16 protein-coding genes and 1 pseudogene are annotated in these 21,858 nt (G+C 63.1%); 11 read left to right on the top strand and 6 right to left on the bottom strand.

Annotated elements, in window-relative coordinates; translation table 11 throughout:
• The first annotated feature begins 138 nt into the window (after positions 1-138).
• Entirely contained in the window at positions 139-666 is a 528-nt protein-coding gene (locus R1T44_RS10000; protein WP_153635734.1) for a hypothetical protein, read from the top strand.
• Between the two features lie 84 nt (positions 667-750).
• The gene (locus tag R1T44_RS09995) at positions 751-1,422 is read left to right on the top strand and encodes an RluA family pseudouridine synthase (RefSeq protein WP_153635733.1); all 672 of its coding nucleotides are present in this window, start codon (positions 751-753) and stop codon (positions 1,420-1,422) included.
• 170 nt (positions 1,423-1,592) lie between these two features.
• Here the strand turns inward: R1T44_RS09995 and R1T44_RS09990 are convergent, their stop codons facing one another.
• From R1T44_RS09990 to R1T44_RS09975, 4 genes are all read right to left on the bottom strand, one after another.
• Positions 1,593-2,513, bottom strand: coding sequence for a glycine betaine ABC transporter substrate-binding protein (locus R1T44_RS09990; RefSeq protein WP_225348063.1), 921 nt, complete (start codon positions 2,511-2,513; stop codon positions 1,593-1,595).
• Positions 2,514-2,666: 153 nt separating this feature from the next.
• Positions 2,667-3,524 (bottom strand): ABC transporter permease, encoded by an 858-nt coding sequence (locus R1T44_RS09985; protein WP_043333557.1) that lies wholly within the window; start codon positions 3,522-3,524, stop codon positions 2,667-2,669.
• Positions 3,521-4,729, bottom strand: a complete 1,209-nt coding sequence (locus R1T44_RS09980) for a quaternary amine ABC transporter ATP-binding protein (RefSeq protein WP_043333554.1) — start codon at positions 4,727-4,729, stop codon at positions 3,521-3,523. The genes R1T44_RS09985 and R1T44_RS09980 overlap by 4 nt, the downstream gene beginning before the upstream one ends.
• 485 nt (positions 4,730-5,214) lie before the next feature.
• Positions 5,215-8,304, bottom strand: coding sequence for a bifunctional acetate--CoA ligase family protein/GNAT family N-acetyltransferase (locus R1T44_RS09975; protein ID WP_317291938.1), 3,090 nt, complete (start codon positions 8,302-8,304; stop codon positions 5,215-5,217).
• A gap of 201 nt (positions 8,305-8,505) precedes the next feature.
• On the opposite strand from R1T44_RS09975, the pseudogene R1T44_RS09970 reads away from it, so the two are divergent.
• Both R1T44_RS09970 and R1T44_RS09965 read left to right on the top strand, forming a co-directional pair.
• A pseudogene (locus tag R1T44_RS09970) lies at positions 8,506-9,438 on the top strand (histone deacetylase family protein); the annotation flags it as partial.
• Positions 9,439-10,010: 572 nt separating this feature from the next.
• A complete protein-coding gene (locus R1T44_RS09965) occupies positions 10,011-10,649 on the top strand; it encodes a helix-turn-helix domain-containing protein (RefSeq protein ID WP_175088731.1) in 639 nt (212 codons plus the stop codon).
• Between the two features lie 276 nt (positions 10,650-10,925).
• Here R1T44_RS09965 and R1T44_RS09960 read toward each other — a convergent pair whose 3' ends face one another.
• Together R1T44_RS09960 and R1T44_RS09955 are read right to left on the bottom strand one after the other, a co-directional pair.
• Positions 10,926-11,975: a helix-turn-helix transcriptional regulator gene (locus R1T44_RS09960; RefSeq protein WP_175088730.1), complete on the bottom strand. Its 1,050-nt coding sequence runs from the start codon at positions 11,973-11,975 to the stop codon at positions 10,926-10,928.
• Complete coding sequence (locus R1T44_RS09955) at positions 11,975-12,910, bottom strand: formate dehydrogenase accessory sulfurtransferase FdhD (protein WP_175088852.1); 936 nt, start codon at positions 12,908-12,910, stop codon at positions 11,975-11,977. The genes R1T44_RS09960 and R1T44_RS09955 overlap by 1 nt, the downstream gene beginning before the upstream one ends.
• A 208-nt stretch (positions 12,911-13,118) precedes the next feature.
• On the opposite strand from R1T44_RS09955, the gene R1T44_RS09950 reads away from it, so the two are divergent.
• From R1T44_RS09950 to fdh3B, 7 genes are all read left to right on the top strand, one after another.
• Positions 13,119-13,676 (top strand): DUF3305 domain-containing protein, encoded by a 558-nt coding sequence (locus R1T44_RS09950; protein WP_175088729.1) that lies wholly within the window; start codon positions 13,119-13,121, stop codon positions 13,674-13,676.
• On the top strand, positions 13,673-14,470 hold the full coding sequence (locus R1T44_RS09945) for a DUF3306 domain-containing protein (protein WP_175088728.1): 798 nt from the start codon (positions 13,673-13,675) through the stop codon (positions 14,468-14,470). The genes R1T44_RS09950 and R1T44_RS09945 overlap by 4 nt, the downstream gene beginning before the upstream one ends.
• Positions 14,471-14,989: 519 nt before the next feature.
• Entirely contained in the window at positions 14,990-16,906 is a 1,917-nt protein-coding gene (locus tag R1T44_RS09940; RefSeq protein WP_175088727.1) for a 4Fe-4S dicluster domain-containing protein, read from the top strand.
• Positions 16,907-16,910: 4 nt separating this feature from the next.
• Positions 16,911-17,687: a TorD/DmsD family molecular chaperone gene (locus tag R1T44_RS09935; protein ID WP_175088726.1), complete on the top strand. Its 777-nt coding sequence runs from the start codon at positions 16,911-16,913 to the stop codon at positions 17,685-17,687.
• A gap of 85 nt (positions 17,688-17,772) precedes the next feature.
• Positions 17,773-18,000, top strand: a complete 228-nt coding sequence (locus R1T44_RS09930; RefSeq protein ID WP_175088725.1) for a twin-arginine translocation pathway signal — start codon at positions 17,773-17,775, stop codon at positions 17,998-18,000.
• 214 nt (positions 18,001-18,214) lie between these two features.
• Positions 18,215-21,061: a molybdopterin-dependent oxidoreductase gene (locus tag R1T44_RS09925; protein ID WP_082388779.1), complete on the top strand. Its 2,847-nt coding sequence runs from the start codon at positions 18,215-18,217 to the stop codon at positions 21,059-21,061.
• Between the two features lie 130 nt (positions 21,062-21,191).
• A complete protein-coding gene (gene fdh3B / locus R1T44_RS09920; RefSeq protein ID WP_043333544.1) occupies positions 21,192-21,851 on the top strand; it encodes a formate dehydrogenase FDH3 subunit beta in 660 nt (219 codons plus the stop codon).
• Positions 21,852-21,858: the final 7 nt, after the last annotated feature.

The raw sequence follows: 21,858 nt of genomic DNA, 5'->3' as shown, positions 1-21,858 counted from the left end.
CGTTCAGCGGCTTGCCCTCGCCGGGCACAAGCCGGACAATGGCCGCCCTTTCGGCCTCTCGAACGCCAGTCAGCCTGCGTCATTCATAGCGCATCCGACATGGCCTGCGATGCCAGACACGCTCAGATTGGAGGCTTCATGGCCTGGGATGACAGCGGCACCCCCAAGGTGGCACGTCAGACACTGGTAGACCGTCTGCTGGCCGGTTATACGCCGTCCGACAGTCATGGCATCTCGCTGGTCGATCACGCCGTGGTCGGCAATGTGCTGTATACCGTGCTGGAACATCCTCACGGCCATACCTTCATTCGCCAGCACCTGATGCAGGCTCCCAAGAATGGTGACCCCAGCCGCTGGGAATACCATATCCGTGACGAAGGCACGCCAGACATTCCGCTGCAATGCCCCGAGGAGCTGCTCGAACAGTCGACAGCGCCCGGTGAGATTGCCGCCCAGTGGCGCGCCGACACCCGCGCGGCGCGTGATGCCGCCGCAGCACGCAAGCGCAAGATCAAGAAGCTCAAGAAGGGTGAGCTGCTGACCGCACTGGATGGCAGCCAGGTGATCTTCGTGCGCGCCTTCACCGCCAGCCTCTTCATCGGTCGTGCGCCAGAGGATGGTGAGGACGACGAGTACGAGTATCATTGGCAGGATATCGCGCTCTAGACCGCGCCAGCGCTCTAGAGCACGCCAGCAATTGCCTCACTTGCCGTTTCGCCCCGCCCTCCTTGATGTCACTGACGAGCCCTTATGCAGCCACAAGCCGACCCGTTCATCGTTCCCGTCTGCCACGAAACCTACGCGGTGCTGTACGCCGACGATGACATCCTGCTGATCCACAAGCCCAGTGGCCTGCTCAGCCTTTCCGGCAAGCATCCGCTCAATCTGGATTCGCTGCATCATCGCCTGGTCAAGGAATACCCCAGCGCCAAGCTGCTGCACCGGCTCGATTTCGGCACCTCCGGCATCATGCTGGTCGCGCTCAACAAGCCGGCCAACGGCAACCTGACCCACCAGTTTCAGGACCGCAACATCGGCAAGTCCTACACCGCGATCCTGCATGGCCATCTGGAGGAGGACAGCGGGCGCATCTCGCTGCCCATCGCCAAGGACGTCGACCAGTTCCCGCTGCAGAAGATCTGCCACGAGACCGGCAAGACCGCCATCAGCGATTTCCGCGTCATCGAGCGCCTGGAGAATCCGGCGCGCACGCGAGTCGAGTTCACGCCGGTGTCAGGTCGCACGCATCAGTTGCGCATCCATAGCCAGCAGATCGGCCACCCGATCCTGGGCTGCGACCTCTATGCGACGGATGAGGCCTTCTTCATGGCCGAGCGCCTGATGCTGCATGCCGAGATGATCAGCTTCGATCACCCGGTGAGTGGTGAGCGCATGGAAGTGCGCAGTCCCTGTCCTTTCTGAGCCCGCCCGTTCTGATCAGGTCAGGCTAAGCCAGTCCGTTCTGAGCCATTCCGCTCCCGCTCGCCCGGGGTGAGCGACGCGTCATTTGCAGGCACACAACGAAACGCCCCCACAGGAGACCCTGTGGGGGCGTTTCGTCATTCATGACTCAGCGAGTCATGCGTCAGGCATCACTCAGCCGCGGCCGGCAGCCATTCCTTGACGATATCCTGATGGCTTTCCACCCACGCCTTGGCGGTTTCGTAGGGGTCAGCGTCGTCTTCTTGGTTGTTGAGCATCACTTCGCCCATGTCAGCCGGGGTCCAGGCGAAGTTGTCGAGAATCGCGTAGACCTCCGGCATGTCTTCCTCGAGCCCCTTGCGCGCCAGGGTGTGAATCTCCTCGGCACCGCCGTAGACGCCCTTCGGGTCATCCAGATACTTGAGGTCCCAGCGGGCGAACATCCAATGCGGCGTCCAGCCGGTGACGACGATCTCACGCTCACCCTTGATCGCATTGCTCAGCGCGGCGGTCATGGTCGCACCGCTGCCGGTGGTCAGGTCGATGTCCTCGAGATCGTAGTCCTCCAGCACCTGCTCGGTCAGACGCGTCAGACCTGCGCCCGGCTCGATGCCGACGATGCGCTCATCGATATCCTCGGCGTGGGTCTTGATGTCGTCGATGGTCTCGAGCTTGCTGTAGGACGGCACGACCAGCCCGAGCTTGGTGCCTTCGAGGTTGACGCCCAGGTCGTCGACCTTGTCGGCGATCTTGGCCATGTAGTCTTCGTGGGTGGTGGGGAGCCACGCACCGACCATGCCGTCGGCATCGCCGAAGGCGACTGCCTGGAACATCGCCGCCGCAGACAGCGCCTTGAGTTCGACGTTGTAGCCCTGTGATTCGAGCACCGCCTTGACCACATTGGTGGAGGCGACTTCAGAGGACCATTCGACGTAGGCCAGCGTCACATCGCCCTTGTCACCGGCGGCATACACGGCGCTTGCCCCGGCCAGTGAGGAGGACATGACAGCGCCGAGCAGCAATGCCTTGGTGGCGGCATTCATCTTCGCGGTGACGTTCAAGGTAGTGTGGGAGGCATCTTGCTTGTTCATCATTTTCCCCTTTATTCGAATTTACTCATTGTTTATCGAAGCACGTCTGTCGAAAAACGTGTGTCGACGGCCAAACGTTGAGTCGGGTATGGAAGTGCTCGAGGCGGCCTCCGCATGGGCCAGGCAATACACGGAGGCCGCTGGTGAATCCCCTCATGAACGGGGCTTCTTTTCCTTGCTGAAGGTCTGGGTCAGGCGGTCGAGCAGCATGGCCAGGATGACCACCGCGATGCCCGCTTCGAAACCATCTCCCGGACGCAGGCGCTGGATGGCTTTCCAGACCTCATTCCCCAGGCCATCGGCGCCGATCATGGCCGCGATCACCACCATCGACAGTGCCAGCATGATGGTCTGGTTGATGCCGGCCATCACGGTGGGCAGGGAAAGCGGCAGCTGCAGCTTGAAGAGCTTCTGGCTGCGGGTGGCGCCGAAGGCATCGGCGGCTTCGATCAGGTCATTGGGCACCTGACGAATGCCCAGCGTGGTGAAGCGAATCGCTGGCGGCATCGAGAAGATCACGGTGGCGAAGATGGCGGAGACCGAGCCGATGCCGAAGAAGGGAATCGCCGGGATCAGGTAGACGAAGGCCGGCATCGTCTGCATGAAATCCAGCACCGGCATGATGACCTTGTAGAAGCGGTCAGAGAGTGCCGCCAGTATCCCCAGCGGTACCGCGATGACCACGGCGACCAGGGTGGCGATCACCACCAGGGTCAGCGATTCGATCATCGGGTCCCACAGATCCAGGTTCCAGATCAGTCCCAGCCCCAGTACGGAACCGATGGCCAGGCGCGTGCCGGCCAGCCGCCAGCACAGCAGCGTCACCAGGGCGATCAGCGCCCACTCGGGCAGCCACATCAGCGCATCGTTCAGGACGTCGATGCCGGTCTCGGTGAACTTGGAGATGCCGCGCGTGATGCTGGAGTAGTTGGTCGTCAGGTAATCAAGCCCCGTCTCGATCCAGTCACCCAGCTCTATCTTCGGGATGGTAAAACCGGTTGCGTCGCTCATGCGTGTGCCTCCCCTGCTTCCGCCAGTTCCGCGAGTACGGACCCTTTGATCACCACGCCCAACAGGCGGGATTGCTCATCGACCACCGCCAGCGGATGGTGATGACCGGCAAACATCGCGAACAGGTTGTGCAGCGGTTCTTCCGGCGAGACCTGACAGCAATCGGAGTGGATGATGCTCGAGAGATCGGTGAGATTCTCGCGCACGGCACGTTCGGTATCCTCGGCGGTGATGATCCCGAGCACAGTGCGATCACGACGCACCACGAACAGGCTATCGAGGCCGTTGTCGCCCATCTTGCGCAGCGCCGTGCGCGGGCCATCATCATCGCGTGCGGTGGCACGGACATCGGTCATCGCCGAGCGGGCAGTGAGGATGCGCGACATGTCGACGCCTTCGACGAAGCGCGCCACATAATCATTGGCCGGGGAAGTGAGGATGCTTTCGGGGGAGCCGATCTGCACGATCTCGCCATCCTTGAGCAGGATGATGCGGTCGCCGATGGAGAGGGCTTCATCAAGATCGTGGGTGATGAAGATGGTGGTCTTCTTCATCTTGTGTTGCAGCGCCAGCAATTCCTGCTGCATGTCCTTGCGGATCAGGGGATCAAGCGCCGAGAAGGCCTCATCCATCAACAGCACCGTGGAGTCGTTGGCCAGCGCTCGCGCCAGGCCGACACGTTGTTGCATGCCGCCGGAGAGCTGGCTGGGGTAGGCATCTTCCCAGCCATCAAGGCCGACCTGCTTGAGCGCATCGCGACCGCGCTGATAACAGACTTCCTTCTCCTCGCCGCGCACCTCAAGCCCGAACTCGGCATTCTGCTGCACGGTGCGGTGCGGGAAGAGCGCGAAATTCTGGAACACCATCGAGAAATGCTTGCGACGACAGCGCAGCAGCGACTTGTCATCCAGCTTGGCGACATCATCGCCGTCGATGAGGATCTCGCCCTCCGTCGGTTCGATCAACCGGTTCAGGCAGCGGATCAGGGTCGATTTTCCGGAACCGGACAACCCCATGATGACCAGCAACTCGCCTTCCATCACATCAAAGTCCACGTTGGAAAGCCCCAACGTCTGGCCAGTCTTCTCGAGAATCTCGGGGCGTTTCATGCCCTCATCACGCAATTTGAGCGCCTTGTCGGGCTGATTGCCGAACACCTTGCTCAGATTGCGCACTCGAATCTTCACGTCGCGAGTGTCAGTCATTGGCTTTCCTGTCGTCAGCGGGCAGGAAATATCCACGGATTCTGTCAATTACGCACTCAATCCGGCAGGGAGAATGGCTCGCCCTGCCGCTGACATCGCGCAATCTGGCCGCAAGCATCGCTTGCCGACCTGCTGACAGAATACTGTGTCATCCCCTGCGCCATTATCCATAAAGGATTCTTATATTTGTAATTACAATACAGTTTTATTGATAAGCGCTCAAACACGAACAGACGCTTATACGACCAAGGTGGTATGCCCTTGACGCTTCTGCTGATACCTCCCTGAATCACGACATTGCATGTTGTTATTGGTCTATTGCTCTCCATTCCCTGACGCATTGCGTGTTGCCGAGAACCGCCTGGCAAGCCCGCGCACGCGCCCTTGAACAACCCCCGCACACGCCTATCAACAAGCCCAGGCACACGCCTATCAACAGGCCCAGGCACACGCCTATCAACAGGCCCTTGCACCATCAAGGCGCATCAGGCCTTGGCTTCCAGCCTCAGGCGCTGCCAATCACTGACTGGCTCGTTGAGACGGATGCTGGCATCGATGACCTGCTCCTCCATGTTGTAGCGGCAGGTGAAACCGAGGTGCTTCATCAGGGCGCGCATCGGGTGGTTGTCGATCATGATCTTGCCGACCATCTCCAGCGTGCCCAGCGAGCGGCAATAGCGCAGCATCTTCTCCATCAGCAGACTGCCGATCCCCTCGCCTTGCATGTCATCACGGATGATGACGGAGAATTCGGTGCGAATGTTGTCCGGGTCATTCCATACCCGCACCACCCCCAGCATCTCGCGCTGCGGCGACTCACCTGACTGGGCTTCCACTTCACGCTCGGCGATGAAGGCCATCTGGCGGTCGTAATTGATCTGGGCGAGCAACGCGAGATCTCGCTGAGTCAGCGCCGCCTTGTGGTGGAAGTAGCGGAAACGAATGCTCTCCTCGGATAGCCGCGCATGGAAGGCCGTGATCAAGGGCGCATCCTCGCCGCGTATCGGGCGAACCTCGACGTGCATGCCATTGTCCAGCGACACCCATTCACGCAGCTCCTCCGGATACGGCATGATCGCGAAACGGGCCGGTTTGCCGAGATCCAGCGCGAAGTCCACTGCCACGGCCTCCTCGCGATTGAGCAACAACGGATTGATTTCCAACCCTCTTATGTCACGCAAATCCGATGCCAACTGTGAGAGCTTGATCAACAGCGTGCTGACGCGCTCGAAATCGCGCTCCGGGTCCGGCGAGTGCTCGGCGATCAGGCGGGAGGCATGGCTGCGCGAGATCAGCTCACGCGCCAGTGTCATGTTGAGGGGCGGCAAGGCCACCTGGCGGTCCGCCAGCACATTGACCTTGTAACCGCCGATACCGAACACGATCACCGGGCCGAATTCGTCATCGCGCGTGATGCCTGCGCTCAACTGCAGCGAGTGTTTGCCACGCTGCATCGGCTGCAGGCAGAACTCATGAATGCGCGTGCGCTCGTGGTCACCGCGGCCACGCTCGGCATCGCCCTCCGCCACCTTCTGGGTGATGCGGCGAATCGCCAGCGCGATATCCTCCGGACCGGAAAGGTCCTGCACCACGCCGGAAGACAGCCGCTGTGGGTAGCGGCGATAGCGGAACGGCTGGCTGTTGTGTTCATGCACCACGCGCAGCGCATAGGGGCCCTGGCGAGAAGGCTTGTCGTCATCCGTGGCAGATCGCTGCAATTCGACGATGGCGCGCGCGCCTTCGGCGGCGTCGAGCACATAGCGACTGGGCGCGGTCGCGATGCCGTAGGTATCGAGCACCTGCGCCGTTTCCGAGTGGGTCAACCATTCACGGCCGGCACGCCGCGCACTGTGCACCAGATCATGGGCGCGGGCGCGGATCTCGGCACTGGTCGAGAAGGCCAGGCTCGGCGGCGTCTGCTGCAACAGTGTCTGCACACGGTGGTAATCGACCATCTGCAAGAAGGCCTTGACGCCCTTCTCCGGCGACAGATAGGTCGGAATGCCGGCCAGATGGCATTCATGGCGGGCTGAAAGCGCCTGCTCGAGCCCCATCCAGCTGGTCAGCAGGTTGCGTCGGAATTGCTTGCGATGCGCCACCAGGGCCTCGGCCGTTGCCCGTGAGGGAGCAAGGCGTGTCGGCGCATGCACGACCAGCACGGCGTCCACGCCACGGTCATTGGCCACGATGTTGACCGCGGCCAGGAAATCTTCCGGCGTGGTATTGCCGCCCAGATCCACCGGATTGCGCCCCGGCAGGCTGACATCCAGCTCGGCCTTGAGCAGCGCCTGGCGGCTCTCCTCGCTCAGCTCGGCCAGCTTGCCGCCACCCGCCATCAGCTTGTCGATGGCCAGCAAGGCCGGGCCCAACCCATTGGAGACGATCGCCAGCCGATCACCGCGCAACGGCTTCATGCGATTCAGCGTCTCCAGCGCATCGAACATGTCTTCGCTGTCATTGACGCGCACCACCCCGGCACGCGCGAGGGCAACATCGACGATCCGGTCGCGATTGGGCACGCCACGTGTGACATGTGTGCCGAACAGGTCGGCTTCCGGGGTACGGCCACTCTTGATCGCCAGCACCAGCCGATTGCGGGACGCCTCGCGCAGCGCGGTCATGAAGTGCATCGGGTCGTGAATGCGCTCCAGGTGCAACAGCAAGGCCTGCGACGGCCCGTACTGGTTCAGATAGTCGATCAGATCGGGCAGCATCACATCGACGCTGTCGCCCAGGGTCACCAGATGCGAGAAGCCGATGCCGCGCCCTGCCGCCCAGTCGATCATCGCATTGCCCAGCATCCCCGACTGGCCGAGATAGGCGACCTTGCCCTTGGCCACTGGCTGCCCGCTGAAGGAGGCATTCAGGTGCCGATTTGGCACGCAGATGCCCATGCATTCCGGCCCGAGCAGGCGAATCCCACTGCCTCGGGCGGCCTTGAGCAACCGACTGTTGAGGCTTTCCTGATCACGGTGGATACGCGGGACTTCGACACCCGGCTCTCGTGCCTGCGAGGCATCCAGCACGTCGTCCGTGCTGTCGGCGATCCGCGGGTAGCGCTCGGCGCTCGGCGCGGCAGGCTCGCCGGCCTCATCCAAAGACGACGCCTCGGTGACGGAGGGTTCGGGGCCTGGCTTGCCCGTAGTGGACCTGTGAATGCCCGGCAGACGCGGGGCAGTGAAGTTCAGCCCGTCGCGGCGTGACAGCATCTCAAGCCCCTTGCCGGTGACGCGGGCCAGCGAGCTGACCGGTGTCGGCGCGACACCTCCCGAAATCAGCAGCGCCGCCTTGACGCCGCGCCGGCCCAGCTTCTCGACCACACGCGGCAAGGTATCCGGCGGTGAGCACAGAATGGCCAGGTCCGGCACCTGCTCTAGCTCACTGACCCGCTTGACGCACGCCACGCCATGCACCGTCTCATATCCCTTGGGGTTGACCACCGTCAGGGCGCCCTTGAAGCCCCCTTCAAGCAGATTGCGCAGTACCTGCCCGCCCAGTGAATGCGGCTTTTCCGAGGCGCCGATCACCACGATACTGGCGGGCTCGAAGAAATTGCGCAGAAATCGCGTTCCCATAGGCTTGTCCTGTCAGCGGTTGCGCCTCGTCAGCGCGATATGAGCAGCATGCCGCGAAAGCGCAGGTCTGAACAGCCATCCTCGCGCCCTTCATGCGTGAAACAAGGTAGACCATCGGCGACTGGCTCATGCCATTGACGACTCTTACTGTTACGTCATGGTGCAGACCATTATGACCCGCACACTCACGCAGGCATGCCGATGATCACCTCCTACATATCCCATCGCGACTGCGGTCAGCATTTCATGGGCCCCACCCATCCCGAGAGCCCACTGCGTCTGCAGGCCATCGAGCGTCAGCTGGCGCTGAGCGGCGTGATTCAGCATGTCCAGCAATACAGTGCGCGAGCGGCAACGCTTGAGCAGCTGGCGCGCGTGCACCCCATGCGCCACCTGCAGGCGTTGGAGAAATGTCCGCCCCAGGCCGGGCAGCTGCTGACCATCAACGAAGACACCGTGATGTGTGCCGATAGCCTGGTCGCGGCGCGACTGGCCGCCGGCGCGGTGGTACGCGGGGTCGACCAGGTGATGCGTGATCAGGCCGACAACGTCTTCTGCGCCGTGCGCCCCCCGGGCCACCATGCCGAACGCGCCGATGCGATGGGCTTCTGCTTCTACAACAACGTGGCGGTGGGCGCTCTGCACGCCCGCCAGCATTACGGCGTGAAGCGGATCGCGATCCTCGATTTCGATGTACACCAGGGCAACGGCACCGTCGATATCTTCAAGCATGACCCCGATACGCTGGTGTGCTCCTCCTTTCAGGACGCCATGTACCCGTGGCGCTACCTGGAGAGCCGCTGGGAGCACATCCACAACACGCCCCTGAGCGAAGGCAGCGGCTCACTGGCCTTCCGGCGCGCCATTGAAGCCCAATGGCTGAAGAAGCTTGATGATTTCAAGCCGGAGTTGATCCTGATCTCGGCGGGCTTTGACGCGCACCGTGAAGACCCGATGGCAGAACTGTGCCTGGAAGATGACGACTATTACTGGGTCACCCTACTGGCGATGGATGTCGCGCGGCGTCACTGCCACGGGCGTATCGTCTCCGTGCTGGAGGGCGGGTATTGCCTGGAGGCGCTAGGGCGCAGCACCGAGGCGCATCTCAAGGCGCTGGCGGGCTTGCCGATGCAGGATGGCCTCGATGCACGTGCCGGCAGCCAGCACCCATCAGCCCAGCTCCCTTCAGAGCCACCGGCTTCTGAGCAACCCACGTCAGAGCGACCCGAGTCAAAGAAACCCGAACCAGACCAGCTCGATCTCGCGCCTCCCACCGTGGATGCCCTACCACCCCGCTCCGCCTCTGGCACACCAGACAGCGTACAGCCGCCGCTTTCCAAGCCCGCCGAGGATGAGCGTGATCACCCGCTATTCTAGCGCCTGGCTGTTCTAGTGCCCGGCTGTTCTAGCGCTGGGCATCCCCCGCACCGGTGACTTTCACTCCTGGCGCACATCACACCTCACGACAGGTTTCCCGCAGCCAGGAAACCTGTCGCTGCATCAAGGGAGTACCAGCGAGCCTTAGGTATCGCGAACAGCCATGTCGCGGACTGCCATGTTGGCTACGTGTCGGGATGATGCGCACTTGCCATGCTGTGATAAGCTGGCGATAAAGTTTCCGATAGTAAACTTTATCGCCAGCTGACAGCACTGCGACTCCCGATGTCGTGCGCCGCCAATATCACGCCCATAGCGAAGCTACTCTCATGAGCACACCGACAGACAAGGACGCCGCCGTCCGGATCGCCTCCGGTCGCAAACCCTTCGTTGAGCCCCTGAAGCTTGGCGAACGCGTGAAGCAGATCCGCCTCTCCCATCATTGGACGCTGGAAGATGTCAGCCAGCGCACGGGACTGGCACGCTCGACATTGTCCAAGATCGAGAATGAGCAGATCTCGCCGACCTTCACGGCGGTCCAGAAGCTGATTCATGGTCTCAACATCGACCTGCCGCAGTTGCTGAGCCCGCCCAAGCGCCAGAGTGGCACTCTCGGGCGTCGCGACCTGACGCGCGTCGGTGATGGCAAGTCCCACCCGACACCGACCTATGAGCACGAGCTGCTGTCGTGGCAGCTGGCGCAGAAACGCATGATTCCTTTCAAGACTCGCGTGCGTGCGCGCAGCTTCGATGACTTCCCCGACTGGGTGCGTCACGACGGCGAGGAGTTCCTGATGGTCTTGGCGGGCAGCATTCTGCTCTATTCGGAATTCTATGAACCCTTGCCGCTGGGCGAAGGGGACAGCATCTATTTCGACTCCGACATGGGTCACGCCCTGGTTTCTACCAGCGAAGAAGATGCCATCGTGCTGTCGGTGTGCACTCGCAATGATTCGGATCTGAGCTGAGCCGATTTGAAGTGAGCCGGGCTGTGTTGAAGTGAGATAGGCACGTAACGCGCTGGCGGGAAGCTAAACCGTAAAGATAGCCTTCACGCGAGCGTCACCTGGCCGGTCCATTCAAAACAACGACTTGCTTGACCATGCTCGCCGTCAGCCCGCAATAAAAAAATCGCCCACTAGCCATGCGCTAATGGGCGATTTTTTGGATGTCGCAAAGACGCTCATGCCTTGCGCCGAGTCCTGACCGCCAGCATCCGCTGGGTGTTCAGCGTACCGAGCACTTCAATCGTGCTGTGCGGCATCGCCGCGCCAGATCAACTGACCGCATTCGCGCAGATCATAGCCGCCGAGGGATTGCGCCAGCTGGATGCCATTCGGCGTGGCCAGATAGTCCAGCAATCCCTGGAAGAGATCGCGGAAATAGACATTGCGCGGCACCACCAGATCGAAGGCCTCTTCACAGACCGGAACGAAGCCGAGGCCGAACTCATTGGCGGCCGACAGCGTACCGGGGCCGACGTCCACCTCGCCCCGCGCCACCATCGAGGCCACTTCACGCTCGGAATAGGCGATCGCCAGGGTATTGAGCTGCTCGGCACGCATCTGATGGCCGGACAGCCACTCCTGCAGGAAGCGCTGCGAACCCGCCCCCTCCTGTCGCACCGCCCAACGCCGCTGCGAACCGAACAGGCCGCTTGGGTCGATGGACAGATGGCGATCATCATTGCGGATGATCAGCCCCTGGGTACGGCGCGCAAGCCGCACCATCACCCATTGGCGATAGCCATCGTGACCACGAATCAGCGCCGGGTGACGCAGCGCCGCCTCCTCCGCGCGCCCCCAGTGAATGGCGCAGACGTCAGCACGCCCCTGGCTGAGCAGATCAAGCCCCAGACGCGTGCCGGTGACGCTCATGCCATAGAAGGAGCTACCGGCATGCTGCTGATTGAGGCGCATGGAGAGCGCAGCCAGCAGCGGGTCATCACTGCCGGTGATCATTAGGCGATCCGCCAGCACACCATGATGGCTGGACTCGAGAATCCATTGCTCCACCAGGCGCCGCGGAAACAACCACTTGCCGGTCACCTTGGTCGCCGGCATGGTCCCGTCACTGGCCAGCTGATAGATCTTCTTCTCGTTGAGGTGCAGCAGGCGCGCGACTTCCTGCACCGTCAGAAAGGGGTTGTCGTGGGGGACGGGAGCCTGCCGGCCGGTGGCCGCATTCAGGGGCTCGCCTGAAGACTCAGCGACAGAGCCACCTGAAGGCGCGCCGAGTTCAGAGGAAAATCCCTGTGAGGGTATGACGCCCAGCGGCGAAGAAAGACGACTCATCACTGCGCCCCCTTGTCATATCCGGCTGCGCCGTCTGCTGAAGATGGCTTGCCTGACGCATCATGGCGCGATGACTTGAGAGCGTCGCCGGCACGCAGCGGCGGGATGGCGTCCAGCACCAGCCGCCCGGCAGGGTCCACCGCCTGGAAGTGGCGCCCCTTGGCGCGCGCGATCAACAACACGCCAAAGCGTTCCGCCAGCTCCACCCCCTTCTGCGTGACGCCGGAGCGTGAGACCAGCACCGAGATCCCCGCCTGAGCCACCTTCAGTACCATCTCGGAGGTCAGGCGGCCGGTGGTGTAGAAGATGTTGGCCCCCTGATAATCACTGTCATCATCACTCAAGGGCGCCAACCAGCTCAGCCCCGCCAGCGTATCGACGGCGTTGTGGCGGCCGACATCCTCGATGAACGCCAGCACTTCATCATCCCGACACAGGGCGCAACCGTGAACCGCACCGGCCTTGCGATAGGTCGCGTTGTGCGCCGCCAGCGCCTCCAGCAGGCGATACAACAAGGCCTGACTGAAGGGGCCTGCGTCCAGCGCGGCCAGCGATTGACGCTCCAGCAGATTGCCGAATACCGTGCCCTGCCCACAGCCGGTGGTCACGGTGCGCTTGCCGAGGCGCTGCTCGATATCCTCGGGCAGATGACGCGTCACCACCGAGGCGCTCTCGACTTCCCAGTCCACCTGCAGCGCCTCGAGGTCCTCAAGCTCACCCAGCAGGCCCTGATTGCGCAGATAACCGGCCACCAGCGCCTCAGGTTCGGCACCCAGGGTCATCAAGGTGACGATCTCGCGACGATTGAGATAGATGGTCAGCGAGCGCTCGGCGGCAATGGACTGCCGATGGCGCTCACCGCGCTCATCCATGACTTCGATGTCCAGCGTAGTGGGTAGTGTGGCGCGACTGATCGCTGGCCGTGCAGAGGGCATCATGAACTCGGGTCTCCCTGATCGAGCCGGTTGGAATGGCAATTCTTGCGCTGAATCGCCGTAGAGTACCAGCCTGATGGCAGAGCTGTCCCCGCACTGACTCACGGTGACCCTGATATCGCATGCGCCGGCATGTATCTTGCACACTAGCACCATCGCAGCATTCTTTTCAGACCCGCTTGCGGGTACAGCAGTGAACAAGGAAGCCATGTCTGAATCCATCCCTCCCCGCAGTGACGACACCCGCTGGTTGAGCGTCACCCTGGCACCCACCACGCAGAAGCTGGGGCGTTTCAGCATCGACACCTGGCGGATTGCCGACCTCTCGCCCTCTGCAACGCCAGAGACGGAATCGCACGTAGCAGAGCCTGCCACCGCTGATGAAGTAGCGCATCGCCGCATCCTGCCGCTGCAGCTTCACCTCACCGAGCGCACCGATTACCGCTACAACCTGCGCTGTGAGCAGCCGCGTCTGTTCGTCCAATGCGACGAGCGCGAAGCCGACGGCATGCAGCCCCGCGTGGTGACGGCCTGTCAGGAGGTAGCATCGCATTGGATGGATGGCGACCAGCTGGTGCTGGACGTGCCGATGCCCCCTGCCTTGATGGTGTGGCTGGAAGCCTACCTCGCGCGTCACGGCGAACGACTCGACGAGGGCAAGAAGAAGAAACGCAAGGGCGCCGGGCGCGCCAGTCAGGCAGAGCAGCTCGCCGCGACGCCCAACAAGACGCATCAGCCCGGTGATGGTACGGAAAGCACGTCATGAGCCAGCACGACGATAACGCAAGCCCTGCCAATGAAGGCCTGTTCTCGCGCTGGTCACGCCGCAAGCAAGGCGACAGCCGCCGTGAAGACCAACTGGCACAGCCGGACAGCGCCGAGGTGACCAAGGGCGACAGCCTCCCGCCGTCACAGGTGGGAGTCGCCTCTGACCACAGCGCTGACGCCCCTGCAGCGAGTGGCTCGCAGCACGAAGCCCTGGGCGGCGACAGCCCCTCCTCGGCAGCAGAGCAGTCAGCCGAACAGCCAGCAGAACAGGCATCAACCGAGAGCGATCAGCAGGCAGCAGACGCTGACAACGCTGAAGCGCCAGTCATCGAGCTGCCAGACCCCGACACCCTGACTCCAGACGCCGACATCAGCGCCTTCATGCAGAGCGGCGTGGACCCGACGCTACGCCAACGTGCGCTGCGACGTATCTTCATGGGTGGCGAGCACTCGGTGCGCGATGGGCTGGATGACTACGACCAGGACTTCTCCCAGATGCGCCCGCTCGCCGAAGGTGTCGCCGACACGCTGCGCAGCTGGACCCGCAAGGTCGAAGAAGGCCTGGAAAAGCTTGATGAGGCAAGCGAGACACCCACGGCGGATACGGCGCAGGAGACAGACGACCAGATCGCTGAGCAGGCGCCTGACGGTGAGGTGCCAGTGGGCGAGTCACACGCGACGCCCAGCGACGAGATAGTCGAGTCGCCTGACCCGCAAGCAATACCAGCAGAAGACTCGCGCGAGCCAGCTCCCGCGTCAGATGATGACAGCGGGGTCCGCCACAAGCCGTGACCCGGGCTGGCCCCATAAACGCCTCCAGCGCCAGGGCTGAGCGCGTCAGGGCTCAGGACACCAGGGCGTCAGGATGACGCGCCGCACAATCAAAATGCGTCATTATGACCCACGAGAAAGCCGGATACGCCTGACCGAGGTCATCCTGATGCCTCATGGGTCACCCTGACGCGCCTCATCAAGGCGCACTGACTGCAACGCACATGCAAGATTCAGCATGACATGCCAACCCTTGAAGATTATGACTGACGTCAACCGCCTGCGCTGATGAGTGCCTGCGCGACCTGACCGCGCCCCTCTTCTCGCCGGGCGTGAAAACAGCAATGTCATCAACAGCATGCAAAGATGGTTGGCCTGTCATGAATCCCCCACTGAACGACTGTCGATCGCCGACCCGGCCCTAACCGCGAAAGACCGCGAAAGACCGCGAGAATCAGCGACGACCGGGACCTGCATCATCCGCCTGCCACCTGACGGCAGCTTGCATGCAAGGTCCGCCACGACCGAATAAGGATGAGGATGCTCAGCTCAAGCCTCGAGAGCGCTCAGCGCGCCCTCAATCAACAAGCACGCCAACGCGCCCTGTCATCCGCCATGGGTGGCTCGCCTGCCTCCAGTCTGCCGCTGTTGGCGACGGATGCCGGTAGCGCCCCCATCCGCTATCACAGTCAGGGACGCACCGTGATCATCGGCAGCGAAGCACGAGTGCGAGCACTGGCGAGTCTGCTGACCCGCCTGCCGGCTACCGCTCAGCTGCCGGTGGCACTCTTGATCAGTGAGCAGGACAACAGTGCGCTGGTGACGATGGATGAACAGCATCTCGCCGCCAGTGAGTCGCTGCCTGCGCACAGTGCTCCGCGTGACATGCTCGCGCTGAGCGGTCACCTCGGCCAGTTCAGCCTTGCCAGTGATGGCGTCAATCTGGCCGCCGCGCTGGTGCCGGCAGGTGCCGGCAGCGCGACCCATTTCGACCTGATCGCCGACCTGTCCAGCCAGCCGCTCAACCAGGCGGAACTGCCACCGCCCGGTTATCTGCAAGCCGGCGCGGACGTCATCGCCGAGCTGGATCAGCTGGTCGCCGATACTGAGGCCTCTCAGGAATCACTGTCACAGCTGACCGCCTGGGCGATGCAGTTCGCAGGCCTGATCGGCAATTTCGACAAACCGAATTACGTGACCGTCAATCTCGATACCTGCGCGCATTCCAGTGCCGGCAATATCGGCTGTACGCGTTGCCTTTCGTCGTGCAGCGCTGATGCTATCTTCTCGGTAGCCGGTCGTCGCAATGCGCATATCGAGATCGACCCTTACCTGTGCCACGGCGCAGCCAGCTGCGTCAGCGCCTGTCCGACCGGCGCGCTGAGCTTTACCCAGCCCCCGGCCGAGCAGCGCATGGAGCAGATCCAGCGCCTGCTGGAGCGCTATCAGGATGGCGGTGGCCTCTACCCGCTGCTGCGCTATCGCCTGGAGCAATCCCCTGCCTCGCAGACTGCCCTGGCGAGTGTCGACCAGGAGCGCTGCCTCGACATCACCCTCGAGGAAATCTCCGCCACCGGGCACGACGAGTGGCTGGCCGCTCTCGCACTCGGCGCGACGCAGGTCATCGTCGAACTGCCCCACGACCTGCCCGCAGGCCAACACCAGCAGCTCGATAGCGAACGTCGCCTGGCGCTGACCCTGCTCGACAGCATGGGGCTTGCCAATGCGGCCAGTGGCGAGCCGCGCATTCGCTTCGTCTCTTTGCCATCCGCCCTGCCACAAATGGATAGCAACGAGGCTGACCCCCTGCCCCTGATCACGCCGCTGTGTGTCGCTCTGGCACCGGGCGCGGACAGTGAAGAAGAGCAGCAGCCCAGCCAGCCGATCGCACGTGACTGGCTGCTGGGTCAGCCGCAGGCACGCCCCGGCAAGCGCGAACGCCTCAATCGGGTGCTCGACCACCTGGCGACACTGTCGGTCGCGGACCTGGCGCAGGACAGCGTCGCCGTGCCGACAGGCGCGCCCTTCGGCGTGGTGAACGTCGACAGCGACAACTGCACGCTGTGTCAGGGATGCGTCGCCGTCTGCCCGACCAGCGCCCTCTCGGCCAATCGCACGTCGCCTGCACTATCCTTCACTCAAGGTGACTGCGTGCAGTGTGGCCTGTGCGAGCAGGCATGCCCGGAGCAGGTCATCACCCTGACACCAGGCTTTGCTCCGCAGCCCGACGTGCGCCGCGAACCGCAGCTGATCAAGCAGGATGTGCCCTTCCCCTGCATCAGCTGTGGCACGCCGTTCGGCTCCACCGCCACCATCACGGCGATGCAGACCAAACTGGCCTCGCATGCCTACTTCCAGGGCGATGGCGCACTGCGCCTGAAGATGTGCAGCGACTGCCGCGTCAAGGACATCTGGCACGAAATGGCACGTAATCCCGATGCCCAACTCAAGGTTTGAGCCAATGACATCACCCACGTCGACTCCCGACGACTTTGCAGCAGGTGGGACTGACGATCGTGCACCTGACACCCCTGCGGCCGACTCTCTGATAAGCCATAGTGAAGAACAGCAGGCATTGCGCGCCGACCTCTACCGGCTGCTGGCGCGGCTGTTGCGCGCGGCGCCGGATGCGGAACTGATCGACTTTCTGGCCGAACTCGACCATGACGCCATCAGCCTGCCCGGGGCCGCCGAGCAGCAACTGCCGCGCGCGCTGGCGTCGCTGTCATTGGCCGCCCGCGTCAGCGACTCGCGCCGGCTGGAAGACGACTTCTTCCAGAGCCTGGTAGGCGTGGTGCAGGGCGAGGTAGTGCCCTACGCCAGCTGGTACCTCACCGGCTCGCTGATGGAAATGCCGCTGGTCGCCCTGCGCCAGGACCTGAAACGCCTCGGCTTCGAACGCCAGAGCGATGTGCATGAGCCCGAGGATCATCTCGGCGCACTGTGCGAAGTGATGGCCATGCTGATCGATGAGGTGCCCGGCGAGCAGGTCAATTTCTTCCGCCGCCATTTGGCCAGCTGGGGCGAGCGCTGCTGCGCCGACCTCGCGGGACGCGAGAGCCCCTTCTATGCCGCCGTCGGCTACCTGGGGCAGGCCTTCCTGCGGGCAGAGCGCCTGAACCTCGGTGACTCGATCCCGCTGCATGCGGCAACCGAAAACAGGTCTGGCGAGCAGGTGACGGCCGAGGCCGTCCAGCTCGTCACGCCAGCCAGTGTGGCGCCCGACGCAAGACACTGATGTCACGCATGACGTGAAGCAACATTCGAGACTGCAACGCTATCCATCTCGCATCACCCAGCAGCATTGCCGACAGGAGATCAGCATGAAGACTGATGACGCAAAAGACAGCCATAACCAGGCGCGCCAGGGGCGCCGCAAATTCCTGCGCGTATTGGGCGCCAGCACCGTAGGGGTAGCCGCAGCAGGGTCATTGGCCGGTGCCGTGATTCCGGACCAGGCCGCGCCAGAGGCACCCGCCAAGGACAAGGGCACTGACAATTATCGCGAGAGTGATCACGTCAAGGCCTTCTACGCCACGCTGCGTGACTGAATGCTAGACAGACAGTGTCCCGAGCCAGCGCCATGCGCGCGGCCAGCGGCCTGAACAACGGGCAGCGCGGAGAGGTTTCCGCCCGCCATCGACAGTGACAAGTCGGCACGGATCAGGACTGCCCCTGATCTGAAAGACCGCCGCTCCCGACATTGCCCCCTGACCCGCTCACGCGGCCCGGGCAATGATTCGGGTGACGAGGAGAGATGATGTCATGCGACTGACCCCCACCCCCTCTGCCAAAGAGACCTCAGGACTCGGTATCAACCGCCGCCAGTTCCTGAAACGCAGCGGTGTCGCCACCGGCGGCCTTGCCGCCGCGAGCTTCATGGCCGCCCCGATGATGAAACGCGCCGAAGCCAAGACCGAAGTGTCTGATGCGCCGGTCGAGACGAAGCGCACCATCTGCTCACACTGCTCCGTGGGCTGCGGCGTCTATGCCGAGGTCCAGGAAGGTGTCTGGACCAAGCAGGAACCCGCCTTCGATCACCCCTTCAACCGTGGCGCACACTGCGCCAAGGGCGCATCCCTGCGTGAGCATGGTCACTCTGACCGTCGCCTCAAGTACCCGATGAAGCTCGAAGGTGGCAAGTGGAAGAAGCTCTCCTGGGAGCAGGCCATCGAGGAAGTCGGCGACAAGGTGCTCGAGCTCACCAAGGAGCACGGCCCCGATAGCATCTACTGGCTGGGCTCGGCCAAGTTCAGCAATGAACAGGCCTACCTGATGCGCAAGTTCGCGGCCCTGTTCGGCACTAACAACGTCGATCACCAGGCGCGTATCTGCCACTCCACCACGGTTGCCGGTGTCGCGAACACCTGGGGCTACGGGGCGATGACCAACTCCTTCAACGACATGCACAACTGTCGTTCGATCCTGTTCATCGGTTCCAACCCGTCCGAAGCGCACCCGGTGGCCATGCAGCACATCCTGCTGGCCAAGGAGCGCTCCAACGCCGAGATCATCGTCGTCGACCCGCGCTTCACGCGGACCGCCGCCAAGGCCAACAAGTACGTGCGCCTGCGTCCGGGCACCGATGTCGCCTACATCTGGGGCCTGCTGTGGCACATCTTCGAGAACGGCTGGGAAGATGAGGCCTACATCCAGCAGCGTGTCTACGGCATGGATGAAGTGCGTGCCGAAGTCGCCAAGTTCCCGCCGGCGGAAGTCGAGCGCATCACCGGCGTAGCCGAGGCCGACATGCTCGACGTCGCGCGCCGCCTGTCCCAGAACCGTCCGGGCAGCGTCGTGTGGTGCATGGGCGGCACCCAGCACACCACCGGCAACAACAACACCCGCGCCTACTGCATCCTGGAACTGGCGCTGGGCAACATCGGCAAGTCCGGTGGCGGCGCCAACATCTTCCGTGGCCACGACAACGTCCAGGGCGCCACGGATCTGGGCCTGATGTCCCACTCCCTGCCGGGCTACTACGGCCTCTCAGAAGGCGCGTGGAAGCACTGGTCCAAGGTCTGGAACGTCGACTTCGAGTGGATCCAGAACCGCTACGACCAGACCGAATATCACGACGGCAAGCCGATGCACACCAACGGCATCACCGTCTCGCGCTGGGTCGATGGCGTGCTCGAGAACCCGGACCGTATCTCCCAGCGGACCGCACTCAAGGCGATGTTCTACTGGGGCCATGCCGTCAACTCCCAGACCCGCGGGCCGGAGATGAAGAAGGCGATGGCCAAACTGGACATGATGGTGGTGGTCGACCCCTACCCGACCATCGCCGCCGTCATGCACGACCGTACCGACGGCGTCTACCTGCTGCCGGCCGCGACCCAGTTCGAGACCACCGGCAGCGTGACCAACTCAAGCCGCTCCCTACAGTGGCGCGATCAGGTCATCGAGCCGATGTTCGAGTCCAAGCCTGACCACGAGATCATGTACCTGCTGTCTCGCAAGCTGGGCTTCGCCGACGAGTTGTTCCGCAACATCAAGGTCGAGGGCAGCGTGCCTGTCGTCGAGGACATCACGCGCGAGTTCAATGCCGGCATGTGGACAGTGGGTTACACCGCCCAGAGCCCTGAGCGCCTGAAGGCACACCAGCAGAACTGGCACACCTTCGACTTCGAGACGCTCAAGGCCCGTGGCGGTCCGGCCAATGGCGACTTCTACGGCCTGCCGTGGCCGTGCTGGGGCACGCCGGAAATGGGTCACCCGGGCTCTCCCATCCTGTATGACACCTCCAAGACGGTGGCCGAGGGCGGCGGCAACTTCCGCGCGCGTTACGGCGTGGAGCACAACGGCACCAACATCCTCGCGGAAGGCTCCTGGTCCAAGGGCGCCGAGATCGAGGATGGCTATCCGGAGTTCACCGACAAGCTGCTCAAGCAGCTGGGCTGGTGGGATGACCTGACGGCCGAGGAAAAGCAGGCGGCGGAAGGCAAGAACTGGAAGACCGATCTCTCCGGCGGCATCCAGCGCGTGTGCATCAAGCATGGCTGCATGCCGTATGGCAACGCCAAGGCGCGTGCCCTGGTCTGGACCTTCCCGGACCCGATCCCCAAGCACCGCGAGCCGCTGTACACCGCGCGTCGCGACCTGGTGAAGGACTACCCGACCTGGCCGGATTCCGAGTCCATCTATCGCCTGCCGACACTCTACGCCTCCATCCAGGAGAAGGACGTCAGCGCCAAGTACCCGATCACCCTGACCTCGGGCCGCCTGGTGGAATACGAAGGGGGTGGCGAAGAGACACGCTCCATTCCGTGGCTGGCCGAGCTGCAGCAGGAGATGTTCGTCGAGATCAATCCGGCTCTGGCCAATGACCAGGGCATCAAGGACGGCGACATGGTGTGGGTCGAGGGCGCCGAGGGCGGCCGCGTCAAGGTGATGGCGATGGTCACCGAGCGTGTCGGTCCGGATGTCGTCTTCATGCCCTTCCACTTCGGTGGGCATTACGAAGGCGAATCCCTCGAGTCCCGCTATCCGGAAGGCACCGTGCCCTATGTGCTCGGTGAATCGGCCAATACCGCGACCACCTACGGCTACGACCCCGTGACCCTGATGCAGGAAACCAAGGTCACCTTGTGCCGCGTCAGCCTTGCCTGACTCGAGTGACGGCCGCGTCCGAGTGACGCGGCCCGGACGCAGCGCAAGACACGATCGGACGTATCCGTTACCAGAATCATCCGGCCTGTTGACCGAGGAACCCGGCGACAGGCCGTGAAGGAGAAGCACCATGGCCCAGATGAAATTTTTGTGTGATGCAGAGCGCTGCATCGAGTGCAATGGCTGCGTGACAGCCTGCAAGAACGCCAACGAGACCGAGTGGGGCGTTCAGCGCCGCCGCGTGGTGACCCTGGACGACGGCAAGCCGAGTGAAGTCTCCATCTCGGTGGCGTGCATGCATTGCGATGACGCGCCGTGCATGGCGGTCTGCCCCACCGACTGCTTCTACAAGACCGATGACGGCATCGTCCTGCACGACAAGGACATCTGCATCGGTTGCGGCTACTGCCTGTACGCCTGCCCGTTCGGCGCCCCGCAGTTCCCGCAGCAAGGCGCCTTCGGCGAGCGCGGCAAGATGGACAAGTGCACCTTCTGCGCCGGCGGCCCGGCCGAGAGCCCGGAAGAAGAGTTCGAGAAGTACGGTGCCAACCGCATCAGCGAAGGCAAGCTGCCGCTGTGCGCCGAGATGTGCTCCACCAAGGCCCTGCTGGCCGGCGATGCCGAGACCGTCTCCGACATCTTCCGTCAGCGTGTGGTCTACCGTGGCCATGAAGACGGCGCCTGGTCGCCGGTCGACAAGGCCAGCCACCCGGAGACGTCTGCCAACCTGACCACCAGCAGCGTTCAGCAGGCGGACCACCTGGCCTACGACGCAGCCCGCAAGGGGTAAGGAGGCG

Origin of the sequence: Cobetia amphilecti, assembly GCF_032923285.1 — a bacterium.
In the GTDB taxonomy this organism is placed as follows: domain Bacteria; phylum Pseudomonadota; class Gammaproteobacteria; order Pseudomonadales; family Halomonadaceae; genus Cobetia; species Cobetia amphilecti.
Note: the sequence above shows the minus strand (reverse complement) of the source record. Positions and strands in the feature narration are given on the sequence as shown.

Excerpts from the sequence above, each read along its gene's own strand:
- R1T44_RS09975 (WP_317291938.1), bottom strand. The coding sequence starts at position 8,304 with ATGGGAACGCGATTTCTGCGCAATTTCTTCGAGCCCGCCAGTATCGTG.
- R1T44_RS09950 (WP_175088729.1), top strand. The coding sequence starts at position 13,119 with ATGTCTGAATCCATCCCTCCCCGCAGTGACGACACCCGCTGGTTGAGC.
- R1T44_RS09990 (WP_225348063.1), bottom strand. The coding sequence starts at position 2,513 with ATGAACAAGCAAGATGCCTCCCACACTACCTTGAACGTCACCGCGAAG.
- R1T44_RS09955 (WP_175088852.1), bottom strand. The coding sequence starts at position 12,910 with ATGCCCTCTGCACGGCCAGCGATCAGTCGCGCCACACTACCCACTACG.
- R1T44_RS09965 (WP_175088731.1), top strand. The coding sequence starts at position 10,011 with ATGAGCACACCGACAGACAAGGACGCCGCCGTCCGGATCGCCTCCGGT.
- R1T44_RS09940 (WP_175088727.1), top strand. The coding sequence starts at position 14,990 with ATGCTCAGCTCAAGCCTCGAGAGCGCTCAGCGCGCCCTCAATCAACAA.
- R1T44_RS09960 (WP_175088730.1), bottom strand. The coding sequence starts at position 11,975 with ATGAGTCGTCTTTCTTCGCCGCTGGGCGTCATACCCTCACAGGGATTT.
- R1T44_RS09925 (WP_082388779.1), top strand. The coding sequence starts at position 18,215 with ATGCGACTGACCCCCACCCCCTCTGCCAAAGAGACCTCAGGACTCGGT.
- fdh3B (WP_043333544.1), top strand. The coding sequence starts at position 21,192 with ATGGCCCAGATGAAATTTTTGTGTGATGCAGAGCGCTGCATCGAGTGC.
- R1T44_RS09980 (WP_043333554.1), bottom strand. The coding sequence starts at position 4,729 with ATGACTGACACTCGCGACGTGAAGATTCGAGTGCGCAATCTGAGCAAG.
- R1T44_RS10000 (WP_153635734.1), top strand. The coding sequence starts at position 139 with ATGGCCTGGGATGACAGCGGCACCCCCAAGGTGGCACGTCAGACACTG.
- R1T44_RS09985 (WP_043333557.1), bottom strand. The coding sequence starts at position 3,524 with ATGAGCGACGCAACCGGTTTTACCATCCCGAAGATAGAGCTGGGTGAC.
- R1T44_RS09945 (WP_175088728.1), top strand. The coding sequence starts at position 13,673 with ATGAGCCAGCACGACGATAACGCAAGCCCTGCCAATGAAGGCCTGTTC.
- R1T44_RS09935 (WP_175088726.1), top strand. The coding sequence starts at position 16,911 with ATGACATCACCCACGTCGACTCCCGACGACTTTGCAGCAGGTGGGACT.
- R1T44_RS09995 (WP_153635733.1), top strand. The coding sequence starts at position 751 with ATGCAGCCACAAGCCGACCCGTTCATCGTTCCCGTCTGCCACGAAACC.
- R1T44_RS09930 (WP_175088725.1), top strand. The coding sequence starts at position 17,773 with ATGAAGACTGATGACGCAAAAGACAGCCATAACCAGGCGCGCCAGGGG.